Source organism: Thermotomaculum hydrothermale, assembly GCF_016592575.1.
GTDB lineage: Bacteria > Acidobacteriota > Holophagae > Thermotomaculales > Thermotomaculaceae > Thermotomaculum > Thermotomaculum hydrothermale.
The window spans coordinates 100,146-115,288 of the sequence record NZ_AP017470.1 but is presented as its reverse complement, the minus strand read 5'-3'; the positions used below and the strand labels follow the sequence as shown (position 1 = coordinate 115,288).

General features: G+C 37.1%; 13 protein-coding genes, 2 tRNA genes and 1 pseudogene. 4 read left to right on the top strand and 12 right to left on the bottom strand.

Going from position 1 to position 15,143, the window contains the following annotated elements; all coding sequences use genetic code 11:
• Positions 1-23 precede the first annotated feature (23 nt).
• From rpmI to TTHT_RS00540, 4 genes are all read right to left on the bottom strand, one after another.
• Positions 24-221, bottom strand: a complete 198-nt coding sequence (rpmI, locus tag TTHT_RS00555) for a 50S ribosomal protein L35 (RefSeq protein ID WP_201328091.1) — start codon at positions 219-221, stop codon at positions 24-26.
• A gap of 12 nt (positions 222-233) precedes the next feature.
• Complete coding sequence (gene infC, locus TTHT_RS00550) at positions 234-833, bottom strand: translation initiation factor IF-3 (RefSeq protein ID WP_236578194.1); 600 nt, start codon at positions 831-833, stop codon at positions 234-236.
• 4 nt (positions 834-837) lie between these two features.
• Positions 838-2,781, bottom strand: a complete 1,944-nt coding sequence (gene thrS, locus TTHT_RS00545; RefSeq protein WP_201328090.1) for a threonine--tRNA ligase — start codon at positions 2,779-2,781, stop codon at positions 838-840.
• Positions 2,782-2,804: 23 nt separating this feature from the next.
• Positions 2,805-2,879: transfer RNA gene (locus TTHT_RS00540), tRNA-Val, on the bottom strand.
• A gap of 231 nt (positions 2,880-3,110) precedes the next feature.
• Here TTHT_RS00540 and TTHT_RS00535 point away from each other — a divergent pair.
• Positions 3,111-3,509, top strand: coding sequence for a SprT-like domain-containing protein (locus TTHT_RS00535; protein ID WP_201328089.1), 399 nt, complete (start codon positions 3,111-3,113; stop codon positions 3,507-3,509).
• A 22-nt stretch (positions 3,510-3,531) separates the two neighbouring features.
• On the opposite strand, the gene TTHT_RS00530 is transcribed toward TTHT_RS00535, so the two are convergent.
• On the bottom strand, positions 3,532-3,990 hold the full coding sequence (locus TTHT_RS00530; RefSeq protein ID WP_201328088.1) for a ferritin family protein: 459 nt from the start codon (positions 3,988-3,990) through the stop codon (positions 3,532-3,534).
• A gap of 119 nt (positions 3,991-4,109) precedes the next feature.
• Here TTHT_RS00530 and TTHT_RS00525 point away from each other — a divergent pair.
• Together TTHT_RS00525 and TTHT_RS00520 are read left to right on the top strand one after the other, a co-directional pair.
• Positions 4,110-4,186 (top strand) — tRNA-Arg (locus tag TTHT_RS00525).
• 29 nt (positions 4,187-4,215) lie between these two features.
• Complete coding sequence (locus tag TTHT_RS00520; RefSeq protein WP_201328087.1) at positions 4,216-4,671, top strand: GAF domain-containing protein; 456 nt, start codon at positions 4,216-4,218, stop codon at positions 4,669-4,671.
• On the opposite strand, the gene TTHT_RS00515 is transcribed toward TTHT_RS00520, so the two are convergent.
• Genes TTHT_RS00515 through TTHT_RS00505 form a run of 3 tightly spaced genes read right to left on the bottom strand, consistent with a single transcriptional unit; the run spans position 4,664 to position 9,174 of the window.
• Positions 4,664-5,962 carry a thymidine phosphorylase gene (locus TTHT_RS00515; protein ID WP_201328086.1) on the bottom strand — a complete coding sequence of 433 codons (1,299 nt, stop codon included), beginning with the start codon at positions 5,960-5,962 and terminating at the stop codon, positions 4,664-4,666. The two genes, TTHT_RS00520 and TTHT_RS00515, sit on opposite strands and share 8 nt — an antisense overlap.
• 8 nt (positions 5,963-5,970) lie before the next feature.
• Positions 5,971-7,146 carry a phosphopentomutase gene (locus TTHT_RS00510; RefSeq protein ID WP_201328085.1) on the bottom strand — a complete coding sequence of 392 codons (1,176 nt, stop codon included), beginning with the start codon at positions 7,144-7,146 and terminating at the stop codon, positions 5,971-5,973.
• A 9-nt stretch (positions 7,147-7,155) separates the two neighbouring features.
• The gene (locus TTHT_RS00505; protein WP_201328084.1) at positions 7,156-9,174 is read right to left on the bottom strand and encodes an NHL repeat-containing protein; all 2,019 of its coding nucleotides are present in this window, start codon (positions 9,172-9,174) and stop codon (positions 7,156-7,158) included.
• A 203-nt stretch (positions 9,175-9,377) separates the two neighbouring features.
• On the opposite strand from TTHT_RS00505, the gene TTHT_RS00500 reads away from it, so the two are divergent.
• Complete coding sequence (locus tag TTHT_RS00500) at positions 9,378-10,697, top strand: multiheme c-type cytochrome (RefSeq protein ID WP_201328083.1); 1,320 nt, start codon at positions 9,378-9,380, stop codon at positions 10,695-10,697.
• A gap of 23 nt (positions 10,698-10,720) precedes the next feature.
• Here the strand turns inward: TTHT_RS00500 and TTHT_RS00495 are convergent, their stop codons facing one another.
• From TTHT_RS00495 to TTHT_RS00480, 4 genes and pseudogenes are all read right to left on the bottom strand, one after another.
• Positions 10,721-11,398 carry an anaerobic ribonucleoside-triphosphate reductase activating protein gene (locus TTHT_RS00495; protein WP_201328082.1) on the bottom strand — a complete coding sequence of 226 codons (678 nt, stop codon included), beginning with the start codon at positions 11,396-11,398 and terminating at the stop codon, positions 10,721-10,723.
• 5 nt (positions 11,399-11,403) lie between these two features.
• A complete protein-coding gene (gene nrdD, locus TTHT_RS00490; RefSeq protein ID WP_408033921.1) occupies positions 11,404-11,586 on the bottom strand; it encodes an anaerobic ribonucleoside-triphosphate reductase in 183 nt (60 codons plus the stop codon).
• 15 nt (positions 11,587-11,601) lie between these two features.
• A complete protein-coding gene (locus tag TTHT_RS00485; RefSeq protein ID WP_201328080.1) occupies positions 11,602-13,668 on the bottom strand; it encodes a ribonucleoside triphosphate reductase in 2,067 nt (688 codons plus the stop codon).
• Between the two features lie 106 nt (positions 13,669-13,774).
• Positions 13,775-14,909, bottom strand: a pseudogene (locus TTHT_RS00480) (IS256 family transposase).
• Positions 14,910-15,143 lie beyond the last annotated feature (234 nt).

The following is a 15,143-nucleotide window of genomic DNA, read 5'->3' as shown; positions in this document are numbered from 1 at the left end:
TCACCCCTGTATTTTTTTTAGTGTTAAACGTATGGCAACAATCTCTTGATTACCTTTGCATCTCCGGCAAAAGCAACATCGTGCTGTCTTAATCTTCTCTTTCTTTTTCTATCTTTTTTTGTAAGAATGTGGCTTTTGTTGCAGTGATTGATAATCACTTTACCTTTAGCGCTTATCTTAAATCTCTTCGCTGCCCCTCTGTGAGTTTTCAACTTTGGCATGATTCCTCCCGATTATTTTGATTTTGAATTATGTGGCATAAATACCTGAACCATGTTAATACCATCAAATGTCGGTTTCCCTTCAGGATAACCAAACTCCTCCAGTTCCTCTCTCAGCCTTTCAAGGATTTCAAAACCCTTGTCTTTGTGTGCCAACTCCCTACCTCTGAACCTGATTGTAACCTTTACCCTGTCGCCGTTTTTGAGAAACCGGATTATGTGATTCTTTTTAAAGTTGTAGTCGTGTTCGTCAATTTTAGGCCTGAATTTCATCTCTTTAACCACTATCTTTTTCTGCTTCTTCTTGGCCGCCTGCATTCTCTTCTGCTCTGTGTACAGATATTTCCCGTAATCCATAATTCGGCAAACAGGTGGATCAGCATCGGGAGCCACTTCCACAAGGTCTAATCCCCTTGCTTCGGCTGCTGCCAGCGCTTCCTCCGCTGACAGGATCCCCAGTTGAGTACCGTCACTGTCAATAACCCTTAAACGGTCTCCCCTGATCTCTTCGTTAACCCTTACGCCTTTACCCTTTTTCGGTTTTCCTTTGCTACTAATAAATACACCTCCTACATAAAAATCAGCTCTTAAATATAAACTAAAAAACAGCAATATGTCAAGTTAATTCTATAGCCCTTGCCTTTACAAGCCCTTCCATTTTAACCACAAGCTCATCAACTGAAATCTCTCCCACATCTCCCTTGCCTCTAATTCTCAAAGAAACTGTTCCGTTTTCCGCTTCGTTTTTACCAACAATTAGCATATAAGGTATTTTCTGCATCTGGGCTTCTCTTATTTTATAGCCCATCTTTTCATTTCTATCGTCAAGTTTAACCCTGAATCCAAGGTTTGTAAGTCTTTCAAAGATTTTCTCACCATATTCGTTGTTATCCCTTGTTATTGGAATAATAACAGCCTGAACAGGGGCAAGCCACATTGGGAAAGCACCAGCATAATGCTCAATAAGCATTCCAAAAAATCTCTCCCATGAACCGAAAATAGCCCTGTGAATCATAAATGGGGTATGCTCTTCCCCATCTGAGCCTTTATAGGTCATGCCAAACCTTCTTGGAAGGTTAAAATCAAACTGTATTGTTGTTGTCTGCCACTTTCTGTTTAAGCAGTCGAATAGCTTAACATCAATTTTTGGGCCGTAAAATACAGCTTCCCCTTCCATTCTCTCAAATGTTAGCCCCTTCTTTTCAAGTGCTTTAATAAGTGAATCTTCAGCCATTTCCCACTCTTCATCGCTTCCCGCATACTTGTCTTTTTTGCTCATATCCCTTACAGAAAGCTCAAATTTGTATTTGTCAAAACCGAAAATCTTATAAATGTACAATGCAAGGTCAATTAATTTTTCTATTTCTTCGTGAACCTGCTCAGGGGTGCAGATTATATGCGCATCGTCCTGAGTAAAGCCTCTAACCCTTAAAAGCCCGTGCAAAGTGCCTGATTTTTCGTATCTGTAAACAGTTCCGTTTTCCGCATACCTTATAGGCAATTCCCTGTAACTTCTTTTTTTGCTCTTGTAAATCATTACATGAAACGGGCAATTCATTGGCTTTACAATAAATTCTTCTTCGTCAATTTCAAAGTTGTACATATTCTCTTTGTAATAGTAATAATGGCCTGAAGTCTTCCACAAATCCGATTTTGCAATGTGGGGAGAGATTACCCACTGGTATCCCCTCTTAACAAGCTCTTTGTACATAAAATCTTCAATCTGCTTTCTAACAATTGCCCCGTTGGGATACCAGAAAACAAGGCCACCGCCAACAATATCTTCAAAGGCAAAAAGTTCTAATTCTTTTCCCAATTTTCTATGGTCTCTCTTCTTTGCCTCTTCAAGCATATTGAGATAATCTTTCAAATCACTCTTCTTGAAAAATGCTGTACCGTAAATCCTCTGAAGCATTGCATTTTTTTCATCCCCTCTCCAGTATGCACCTGCAACTGAAAGGAGTTTGAAAACCTTTAAGAAAGAGGTATTCGGCACATGAGGCCCTCTGCACAAATCAACAAAATCCCCCTGCCTGTAAATACTTATAGTTTCACCCTCAGGTAACTCTTCAATTAACTCAACCTTGTAGTTTTCCCCCATCTCTTTGAACATCTTAATCGCATCTTCCCTTGAAACCTCTTCCCTTCTAATATCAATCTTTTCTTTAACAATCTTTTTCATCTCTGCTTCAATCTTTTCAAGGTCTTCAGGGGAAAATCCATCCTTTTTATCAAAGTCGTAGTAAAAGCCGTTTTCAATTGTGGGGCCAATTGTTACCTGTGTTTCAGGGAAAAGTCTTTTAACAGCCTGAGCCATAAGGTGTGCTGTTGAATGCCTTAAAATGTCAAGTGCCACTTCTCCACTTTTCTCTGTTATCAATTCAAGTGTACCGTCTTCGTTCAAAGGAATATATGCATCAATCAACTTTCCGTTAAACTTAGCCGCTATAGTGCTTCTCTTTAGTCCCTCGGAAATAGAGCCAGCAACATCAAGAGGGGTTGAACCCTTCTCAACCTCTAAAACATTCCCGTCAGGCAGTGTAATCTTTATTTTTGCCATGTTTCAACTCCTGATAAAAAAAATGGTGGGCACAGGAGGGATCGAACCTCCGACCCCTTCCGCGTCAAGGAAGTGCTCTCCCACTGAGCTATGTGCCCATGTGGTTAAAAATTAGCAAAAATCCCCCCCAAAGTCAAGGGATATAAGGCTTTAATACAATTAAATCACATTAATTTTCATAACTAAAAACACTTTTGGCAAAAACTTAAAGAAGAAATAGGTTGAAGAAAAACGAGATTTAATTTAGAATAGTTGTGTAATCCCTGAAAAATTTAGTGGTGAAACTTTTTAGTTCCATAGGTGTCTTTAAATCCCTTTAAGGAGGTCTTATGGGAAAAAGTAATGGTATTAGTCTTGAAAAATTTAAAGAGTTTTTGTTAAAAACCCACAGAGAATTTATGGATTTTTTAGGCTTACCGGAGATTGACCTGTACTTTAGCGAAGAGATTAAAATTAATGGGAATTGCCAAATTGCAGGGGAGTTTGAGCCCCACGAGTTTTTTGCCTTCAAGGGAGAATGCATTGTTCTTTATACAAAGGCAAGAGAGGGAGGCTTTCTTGAAGACTATGAAATTCTCGGCACTTATCTGCACGAAGTGACCCACTATCACCTTTACATGCACGGAAGAAACCCTCAGCATTCAAAAGAGTTTAATAAAAGAATGAAAATAATTGAAAATAAATTTTTTGAGTTTATTGAACAAAAAAAGCCCCGTAAAGGGGCTTGAATTCATTGCATTTAAAATTATATCAATTGTCCCTTAAGACATAATCGTCGTATTCCATTTCGAAGCGGAGTTTGTGATTTGCCTCTTCCTGAGCAAGCCTTATAAAAAGATTTTTAATGTTTGAATCTTCAACCTGCTCTGCAAGGTTCATATAGAGCATGTAGGCTTCCTTTTCCTTCTGCATTGCTATTTTTAAAGCGTCTTCGTAATCAATTTCTTCTAAGTTGGTAATATCGTCTTCTTTTAGAGTTTCAAGAATCTTTAAATCAAGGATTTTACCTTCAACTGGCTTTAACTCGCCGCCTGCTTTTACATTTAAAAGCAACGCTTTATGCTCCATCTCTTCCTGAGCAAACTGTTCAAAGGTTTTTTTCATCCATGCTTTTTTTGTTTTTTTAGCAAGTTCCATATAAAAATCGTGGGCTTTTTCTTCTTCAATAATTGCAAATTCTAAAACTTCATCTACTGATTTAAAATTCATTTTTTCCTCCTTATTATGAATTCATTATTTATTTTCAAGAGAAAAAGTTTATTTGTCAATCAAAATGCTAAATTCGGTTGACATTTTTTCCAAAAATATCTATTATTTTAAAGCGGCGTGCACCTGTAGCTCAGCAGGATAGAGCACAGGATTCCTAATCCTGGTGTCGCAGGTTCGAGTCCTGCCAGGTGCACCATTTTTTTATCCACAAAAAAAGGCTTAAATATGGCAAAAAACCTTAAAGAACAAAGGTATTTAAGAATTTTAGAGCAATTAAAATCCCTTTTAACAAAAACAGAGGATAAAATTGCAAAGATGGCAACTGTTGCAGCTGTGTTAAAGGCAAAGCAGCCACATTTTTTCTGGTGTGGTTTTTATAGAGTTGTAGATGGAGAGTTAATTGTCGGGCCATATCAGGGCTCGGTTGCATGTCAGGTACTTGAGAAAGACAGGGGGGTTTGCTGGCATGCTGTGAATACAAAGAAAACCGTAATCGTCCCTGATGTGGAAAAATTTCCCGGGCATATTGCCTGCGATTCAAGGTCAAAATCAGAGATTGTAATTCCTCTTTTTAATGAAAGAAACGAGGTTTACGCTGTTTTGGATGTTGACTCAGATAAATTAAACTCTTTTGATCAAATTGACGCAAAATACCTTGAAGAGATTGTCAAACTTATCTAATTACATTGTGAATTCTCTTTGTCTTTGAAACCTCTTCTTTTGAAAACTCAAAGGATTGCTTTACAAGCGCTTCTATTTCATTTAAGGGTATTCTTGTATCGTTAAAATACATTGTTAAAAGAGTTTCTCCCTTTTCAACAAAATCTCCAACCTTTTTATTTAAAACAATCCCAGCACCGTAATCTATTTTATCTTCTTTCTTCAACCTTCCTGCTTTTAAATACACTCCTGCCATTCCAAGGTTGTAGGAGTTTATCTCTTTAACATAACCTCTTTGTTCAGACTTTATCTCAAGCTTGTTTTCGCAAGAAGGAAATAATGAATAATCGTTTATTACCTCAGGGTTGCCACCTGAAAACTCTATCCACTCTGTATACTTTTTCAATGCACTTCCGTCTTCAATAGCCTTATAGATTCTTTCTTCAGCGTTCTCCCCATCCCCGCTTAAAATAAGCATCTGTTTTACAATTTCAACACTTACCTCTAACAAATCATGAACCTTTTTCCCTTTTAAAACCTCAAATGTTTCAATTATTTCAAGGGCATTTCCTATATTGTAACCTAATGGTTCATTCATATCGTCAATTAAAGCAACAGCCTTTATTCCCCTTACAGGAGCCATTTTCAAGAGGCTTTTTGCTAAAATTTCAGCGCTTTCCTTTGTTTTCATAAATGCACCTTTGCCAAACTTAACATCTAAAACAAGGCCATCTGCCCCGCAGGCCAACTTCTTGCTCATAATTGAGGCTGTAATCAGGGGGATTGATTCAACTGTTCCAGTTACATCCCTCAAAGCATAAAGTTTTTTGTCAGCAGGGGTTATGTTTTTAGACTGGATAGAGTTTGCAATTCCTACCTTCTTTAAACTCTCTATAAATTCGTCCTCTGTCAACAATGTCTTAAACCCCGGGATTGAATCAAGTTTATCTGTTGTTCCCCCTGTGTGGCCTAAACCAGGCCCTGAAAACATTGGAACCTTTATTCCAAGTGATGCAGCAAGGGGGGCAATTATCATTGTAATTTTATCCCCAACTCCCCCTGTTGAGTGCTTGTCGCATTTAAACCCCTCAACCTCTGACAAATCAAGAATATCTCCAGACTTCATCATTGCTTCGGTTAAATAAAAGGTCTCCTCTTCGTTCATTCCGTTTAAAACAATTGCCATTAAAAGTGCTGATATCTGGTAATCTGGAATTGTGCCGTTTGTAACACCTTCTATAAAAAAGTAAATTTCTTCTTTTGTTAAAGCTTGTTTATCCCTTTTCTTTTTGATTATTGAAACAATGTCCATTTAGCCTCCTATTTCAAATACTCAAGGATATTTTCCCCTTTAAATTTGTTTTCTATTGAAAAGTTTTCGCATACAGTTTTTGCAATTGAGGAAAAACAATGCAAATCTTCAATCCTTCCATTTTCTTTCAATAATTTAGAAAACATTAAAAGGGGCACCCTTTCCCTTGTGTGGTCACTTCCCTTGAAAGAAGGGTCATTCCCGTGGTCTGCGGTTACCATCAATAAATCTTTCTCACCTAAATTATCCATAATATCTTCAAGATAATTGTCAAACTCTTCAAGTGCTTTTCCGTAACCTTCAACATTTCTTCTATGTCCATAAAGCATATCAAAGTCTATGAAATTAGCAAACACAAGCCCTTTTTCTCCCTTTAAATCATTCATCATCTTTTTTAAATCCCTGTAAGATTCATAGTTATTGTGGGAGTGGATTGAAGCGGTTAGCCCTCTATAAACAAATATATCCTCTATTTTGCCTATACCACCAACCTGATAGCCATTTTCCTTTAACAAATCCATTGCGGTTGGATAGGGTGGCTCCAAAGAGAAATCTTTTCTCCTCTCTGTTCTTACATATTTATCACCTTCTTTAATAAAAGGCCTTGCAATTACCCTGGCAACAGCATGCTCTCCAACACAGACCCTATTTCTGGTTATCTCGCAAATCCTGTATAGTTCATCAACAGGGATAACATCTTCGTGTGCTGCAATCTGGAAAACAGAGTCTGCTGATGTGTAAACAATAGGCTTGCCTGTTTTAACATGTTCATCGCCAAGTTCGTTTATTATTACAGTGCCGGATGCCGGTTTGTTTCCAAGGTATCCGTAACCTGTCTCCTGTGTAAATTTATCCATTACCTCTTTTGGAAATCCGTCTGGATAGGTTGGAAAAGATTTTTCTAAAATTACCCCCATCATTTCCCAGTGTCCCGTTGTGGTGTCTTTACCCTTTGAGCATTCAAACATTGTTGTTGAATAGGCACCTTTGATTTGATTTTTCTTTATTGTTTTAAAATCGCGAAGTAAACCAAGCCCCAACTTTTCCATATTGGGAACATTTAAGCCTCTTAAAGAGTCTATATGCCCTAAAGTGTCTGCACCTTTGTCTCCGAATTTTTCAGCATCCGGCATTTCTCCGATGCCAACGCTGTCCATTACAATAACAATAAATCTATCAAACATATTTCTCTCCTATTTTGCAAGTTTTGTTGAAGTGTTGCCCACAGAATCGTAAGCCCTGATTATTACTGAATCTGCTTTTTTATCAAAACTAATATTAAAGCTTTCAATGCTCTGGTCATTTATACCGTCAATTGAGTAAACTCTCTGCCATGTCTTCCCGCCATCCTTTGAAATTTCAACAATTTCAACAGGGTTTCTGTTGTCTTTAACGGTGAAGGAAAGGGTTTTCCCGTTGAATGAAATAGCTGAAATAGTCGGCGGGGTATTGTCTATGTAAAAGTAATTGCTGTAACCGTCTATTGTGTACCCATCAGGGTAATTTGATTCCCTGTCAGAAACTGTATAGTAAAACCTGTATTTGCCTTCTGGGTATGCAAGGGTGTTTAATGTTATGTAATTTTCCTTTTTATTCTTTTGCAATTCAACCTTTGTTCCTGAAGAAAAAACAAGGTAAAAGGAGTAGGTTAAAGTATCTAAATTAGGGTCTTTTGCAATTACATAGAATGAAATAAAATTCTTATCCCTTATAAAAAGCATCCCAGCAGGTGGGGTATGATTAGAGATGAAAGATGTGTAAGTTGGAGTAATAACTCCATTTGATTTTCCTTTTTTAGCAATCTTAACTCCTTGAGGGGAAAGAACTTTTGCCATTAAAAGAGGCTTCTGGTTTGCCTCTCTAAAATAGAATTCACACCCCTTAAATTTAGGTGATAAAGCTGGGTCATGAGATATAAACCTTGCTTTAAATTGAATCATTTTTGTTGCCGGAATATCTGGAGTTGAGCCGTTATCAATTTTAATCCAGTTTCCCCAGGATATGTCTGGATTATCTGAGTTTCCTCCCCTGACATAAAATTCCATCCTTGTACCTGTTGGTGCTGAATAATCAAAGTAAAAAGAGCCCCAGTTTGATGTGTTGTTTGCAACAAATATATCGCTTAAATACTCCCCTTCAAGGGCGTAATCTGGAAGCATTTTGTAAATCTCAGCTGAGTTTGAGGTAATAAAATAAAGTGAATTGTTTAAATTTAGCATTTTCATAACCTGACCATTATCAACCTCGCCAATAATTGACAACCTCTCTTCTTTGTCAAGTGAAAGAATTTTACCGCTGTGGCCAGTACCAATGTAAATTGCTTTCTTAAACACACTCATACAGTATGGTGCTGCTGTCCTCAATGTGTACAACACCTGAGGGACATTGTTATTATCTATTGAAATAATTGCCCCTTTAAAACTCTGCACTTTTTGTACCTTTCTTGCAGGTTTTGACTTTGTTTTCACAGGAGATACTGGATTCCCGCTGTAACAAATAGCATAGAGTTTATTGTTAAAGAAAACCATATCCTTCACTTCTTTATACTTGGATTGATAAACAAGGTAAGATTTTCCGTTCTTTACCTCAACGATACTACCAGAAGGGTATGTGCCAACATAGATTGAATTTTTTTTGAAAACCATACTTTCATAGTGTTTATCAAAGTCTTTAGAGAGCACTGTTGAAATTTTGTTTGAGTCAATTTTTATTAACTGCCCCGGCAATCCAGTTGCAATGTATAGAGAATTGTTCTTCACCTTAATATCCCAGATATACTGGCACTTTGCATCAAAGAATTCTGAATACTTACCATTATCAAGATTTACTTTAAAAACCTTTCCAAGTGGAGATAAACCTGCATAGAGTTTTCCATTAAAAATTGCTATTGCATAAACAGTGCCCTCAGGAAATGCAGTTAAAAGGGATATCTCCTTTGTAGCAAAATCATACTTATAAACCTTTCCCTTTTCCCCTGCTGCTATATAAAGGGCATTGTTGTAATAGACAAAATCCCAGGAAAAACTATCGTTAATTGATTTAATCTTTTTTATCTCTCTTGATATTGACATTTCTCCATCAATACTTAACGAAACATTGTGGAATTCGCCTATTTTAAGTATTGAAAACCCTTTAAAGTTTTGTTTTTGGGTTGTAGTAGAAAAACAGGTAAAAGAAATTATCAAGAGGCTTAAAAAAATAGCCTTTTTCATAACTCACTCCTTATATTCAAAAATCCTATACCATTATACCAGACGAAAAAACAAACAGATTTTTAAAAAATAGTGGAAAAAAAACAAATTAAGTTTTATATTTTTTGATGTAAATCAAACAAAAAAAGTAAAAAATATGGGAAAAAGAACTGAAAAATGATAACATTAATAATAATCAGAGGATTAAGGAAACAGGAGGTTTTATGAAAAAGTTATTTCTCTTTTCGGCGGTATTATTGTGCATGGGTTTTGCCATGAACTCTTATGCCGTAAACTCAAAGTGCGAGGAGTGCCACAAAAAGGTTACCCCAGGGATTGTTAAGGATTTTAACAGAGGCAAAATGGCAGAGTCACTAACATGTGAAGACTGCCACGGAAACGGACACATGAGCAAAAAGGATGTTGACAAGGCAAAATTACCGACAATTGAAACCTGTCAAAAGTGCCACCCAAAACAGGCAAAACAGTATTTAAGCGGTAAGCATGCAATGGGGCTTCTTCCAATTACCGCTTTCCCGGGATTTGCTCATTCACAGCCAAAAGCTTATATTGCAGGGCAAAAGGGATGCAACGGCTGCCATAATTTAGGCATTGTAAACGACGAAGCAAAGAAAAATGGGCTGGCAGGGGAGTACAGAAGCTATTATAAATACGGAATGGATTGCCAGAACTGCCACACAAGGCATGCATTTTCAAAGGCAGAAGCATTGGAACCAGAGGCATGCAACCAGTGCCACACAGGGTTTGACCACGCTCAGTGGGAGATGTGGTCACACTCAAAACACGGGGCTGCGTACCTAACAAACAGAAAGGCTCATAGAGGGCCAACCTGTCAGGACTGCCATATGGCTGGCGGAGACCACAGGGTAATGACTGCATGGGGATTTCTTGCATTAAGGCTTCCAGAACAGGACAAAGAGTGGATGGGATATAGAGTAACTATTTTAAAGGCATTAGGGGTGCTTGACGACAAAGGACAACCCACCGCAAGGCTTGATGTTGTAAAAGCAGCCAACCTTGCAAGGCTTACAAAAGAGGATTTCGACAAAGAGAGAAACAAAATGGTTGAAACATGTAAGCAGTGCCACTCTGAAAACTATGTTAAACAAAACCTTCACAATGCCGATATGATGATAAAAGCGGCAGACAAGGTTTTTGCAGAGGCTATTGAGATTGTTGCTAACCTTTACAGAGACGGAATTTTGCAGAAGAAAACAAATCAGGCAACATGGCCGTATCCAGACCTTTTAAACTTCTATGAGGTTGACAACCATATTGAAGAATTGCTCTATGAAATGTTTATGGATTACAGAATGAAAACCTATCAGGCTGCATTCCACCTAATGCCTGATTACACAACATGGTATGGTTATGCAAAACTGAAAGAAACCCTTGTTGAAATTAAGAAGATTGACAAAGAGTTGAGGATGCAGCATAAGCATGAAATGATGATGAAAAAAATGAAAAATAAAGCTAAAAAGATGGTAAAAAAAGTAAAAGAAAGAACAACAAAAAACTTTTAAGCGGGGAAAAATTCCCCGCTTTTTTATTTCCTGATTATAAAATTCTCATTGTTTTCCAATTTAAATTTTTCAAGGATTAACTCAATTTCTTTATCAGGCTTTCCGTCAACAGAAAAAACCTGAAATACAGGTGTTTCAATTCCCAGAACAGAGTATAAATTCAGAATTTCCCTCAAAGAATCACTATTTGCAATTTCTTTGAACACAGTTGTTCTTACTTCAAACTCTATTCCACTTTGTTTCAAAACATTTATGCTTTCAACAGTTTCATCAAAGTAATTTCTATCTATTCCACAGGCAAAAGGATAGTTTTCTTTTACAGATTTTAAATCAATCCCTACCCAATCAATTAATTTTTTGTCCAAAAGATTCTTCAATCTTTCAGGGCTATAACCTGTTGTGTGTAGGCCAACCTTAAACCCCGATTTTTTTGAATCTTCTGCCAAAAAAACTAACTCTTTATCAAAAAGAAGAGGCTCTCCCCCACTGAAAACAATTGCATCAAGAAAGCCCTGTCTTTCCTCAACAAACTTCTTAAATTTTTCAAATGAATAGTAGGGCTTTTTTACCTCCTGAAACTCTGAATTATGGCAGAATGGGCATCTAAAAACACAGCCCTGAAAAAAGAAAACAGCAGAGAGATTCTCAGGGTAATCAATTGTTGAAAAGGGGGTTATTCCCCCTATATGAAGTTTTTCCATTGAGTTTACAGTCTTTTTAAGGCAATGTCTTCCTCAAAATAAACCCTTTCTTTAAACTCGCTCTTTTTCCCCTTGTTAAACTCTGACACAGGTCTGTGGTAACCCATAACCCTTGTCCACACTTCGCATTTCTCTCCCTTTACTGTTTCAAGCCTTCTCTTTAACTCTTCAAGCCTTTTTTCAAGCATTTCCCTTTCAGTCATCTAATCCTCCACTTTCTTTAATTTTTCTTCAATCTCTTTTATTTCTTTTAAAATCTTTTCCTTTTCTTCTTTTTCACAAATAGGGCAGTATTCATGCTCCCCCTTTATGTACCCATGCTTTGGACAGGTTGAAAAGGTTGGGGTAATTGTAAGGTAGGGCAGCCTGAAATTTTCAAGAGCTCTTTTAACTATTCTTTTGCAGGCTTCAGAAGAAGATACCCTCTCCCCCAGGTAAAGATGAAGAACCGTTCCCCCTGTGTATAGAGTCTGCAACTCATCCTGAAGCTTTAAAGCAAGAAATGGGTCATTAGTAAATCCAACTGGCAATTGAGTTGAGTTTGTGTAATATGGAGCATCTTCAGTTCCTGCCTGAATTATATCTGGAAACCTTTTTTTGTCTTCTTTTGCAAACCTGTAAGTGGTTCCTTCAGCAGGGGTTGCCTCAAGGTTGTAAAGATGCCCTGTTTCTTCCTGAAATTCAACAAGCTTGTTCCTCATAAAAACAAGTACATCCTTCGCAAAATTTTTACCAAATGAGTCTGTTATATCGTGCCTGTCATTTGTAAAATTTCTTATTGCCTCGTTCATACCATTTAGGCCTATTGTTGAAAAGTGGTTTCTCAATCCCCCTAAATACCTTTTAGTGTATGGAAATAAACCTTCATCAAGCAGTTTTGAAATTGCTTTTCTCTTTTTCTCAAGGCTAATCTTTGCCAGTTCCATTAAGTAACCAAGCCTTTTTAAAAAGCCATTGTAATCATTTTTGTACAAGTACCCCAACCTTGCCATGTTTATGGTAACAACTCCAATTGAGCCTGTTTGCTCGGCAGAACCAAAAAGCCCATTTCCCCTCTTCAGCAATTCTGTTAGATTCAGTTGAAGCCTGCAACACATACTTCTAATCATTCCAGGCTTTAAATCAGAGTTTATAAAATTCTGAAAGTATGGCAAACCGTACTTTGCAGTCATTTCAAAAAGCAGTTCGGTATTGGGGTGATTCCAGTCAAAGTCATCTGTAATGTTGTATGTGGGTATTGGAAAGGTAAAAACCCTTCCCTTTGCATCTCCATTTATCATAACTTCCATATAGGCTTTGTTAATCATATCCATCTCTTTCTGCAATTCACCATAGGTAAAATCCATCTCTTTACCGCCAATAATAGGGTGCTGCTCCCTTAAATCTTCAGGGCATACCCAATCAAAGGTAAGGTTTGTGAAAGGGGTCTGGCTTCCCCACCTTGATGGTACATTCAAGTTGTAAATAAATCCCTCAATCTCCTGATAAACCTCTCTGTATGTTAGCTTATCTTTTCTTATAAAAGGAGCAAGGTAGGTATCAAAAGAAGAAAAAGCCTGAGCACCAGCCCATTCATTCTGCAATGTACCTAAAAAGTTGACCATCTGTCCTAAAGCAGCGCTTAAATGCTTCGGTGGATTTGATTCAACCTTGCCCGGCACTCCGTTAAACCCCTCAATTAGCAGTTGTTTCAAAGACCAGCCTGCACAGTAGCCAGAGAGCATATCAAGGTCGTGGATATGGTAATCACCTTCAATGTGAGCCTTTCCCACCTCTTCAGGATAGATTTTGTTAAGCCAGTAATTGGCAATTACCTTTCCTGCTGTGTTCAGTATTAAACCGCCTAATGAGTAGCCCTGATTGGCATTTGCGTTTACCCTCCAATCACTTTTTTCAACATACTCGCTTACTGTAGATATAGCCTCAATAAGGGCTTTTTTTGCCTCCCTTGCCTCTCTCCTTTTTTCTCTGTACTTTATGTATCTCCTTGCAGTATCAAGGTAGCCAGCCATTACAAGGGCTTCTTCAACTAAATCCTGAATATCCTCTATTGTGGGAATTTGCCCCTGAAATTTATAGTTAACCATTCTCACAACCATTGAGGTAATCCTGTTTGCCTCAACCTCAGAAAATTCCCCCGAAGCCTTTCCAGCTTTTAATACTGCATTTAGAATCCTTAAATCGTCAAATTTAACCTTATCACCCTGCCTGTTAATTACTTCTTTAACAGGCTCGTAACTCACAAACACATCATTTTTTTCTCTTTCCATTTTATTCTCCTGTTTTTGAAATTTGATTACATTATATTGTGGCATTACTCACCTGTCAACACAAAATATTGTGCCATATTACAACGGCAATGTCAAGTTAATTGTGTCAGGCATGGGAAGCCTTCCGGGAAAGAGAAGAAAAAAAGCGATTAAAAGAAGAAGAATACCTCAAACTCCTTGATTGATACTTCTCATTCTTGTCTGTGAAGAAAATGTAAAGAAACTTCTCTGCGCTTTGTTCATTCTGGAAAAATCCTCGTATTCGTATGTAATCTTTTAACTCTTTAAAACACCTTTCCATCCAGTTTGTTGTCCTGAAGTAACTTCTTATCTCATGAGGGGCAAGGAGAAAGAATGTATAGTTATCAACTTTTGCCTCAATGTTTTTTAAAAAACCTGTATATCTTTTTCCATTTTTCAATAAATGCAAGAAGTTTGGTTTCCCCTTCTTCCCTGCTTTCGCATTTCATTATCTCGTCTAATTCTTCTTTTATTTTCTCAAAATGATGTTTTCTTACTCTGTTTTTTATGTTTCTTTTCAGGTGAAACCAACAAAGTTGGTGCATAGTCTCAGGAAATTCTTCTTTTATCGCTTCAGATAAACCTGTTAAATCATCACTTATAATCAGTTTTACTCCTTTTAAGCCTCTTTCTTTTAAATCCCTGAATATTTCCTGCCAGAGGGATGCTTTTTCGTTTCCTCCAGGAAGAAAGTATCCTAAAATTTCTCTTTTACCGTCTTCAGATAAGCCCAATACTGCATATACTGCCTCTTTTGCCACACTGTCTCTTTTTAATGAAATGTATGTTGCGTCTATATATAGCACGGGGTATGTTTTTGTTAATCTTCTGTTTTTCCATTTTTCAATTACTTCTTCAGATATTTCACTTATTCTGCTTACATATTGAGCTGATATGTTAGTTCCTATGAGATTTTTAATTACCCCTGCTGTCTTTCTTGTGGATACTCCTGCTATAAACATTGCCTCTACAATATCTTCAAGAAAAAACATTACCCTTTTTCTCTGGGGAAGCCATTTAACCTTAAACTGACTGTCTCTTGTTCTTGGAATTTGCAATTCAATCTCTCCTAAAAAGCTTTTAGGCGTTCGCTTATAATAACCGTTTGCCCTTGTTTGGCCTCTTGCTTCTTTTAAGTATCTTTCCCTCTCTTCCAACAACATTTCCTGCAACATTTTCTTGAAAAATTCTTTAAATTGAGTGAAAATTAAATCACTCATTGGTGGTACCTCCTTTCGGGAATTTTTCTTCTGAGGTTATTTTAACCTCTCCTTCCCGAAAGGAGTTTTTTTTCTCCCTGACACAATTAATGTTACACTGCCATTACAACCTCTATATATAGAAATTTATAAAAAATAGTAAATTCAGGTTACATTTTTGACAGAATTTTTATTAAAAGGAAAACGAATAAACAAAAAACATTAAATCTAAAAATTAAAAAAATCTTAGTCCTA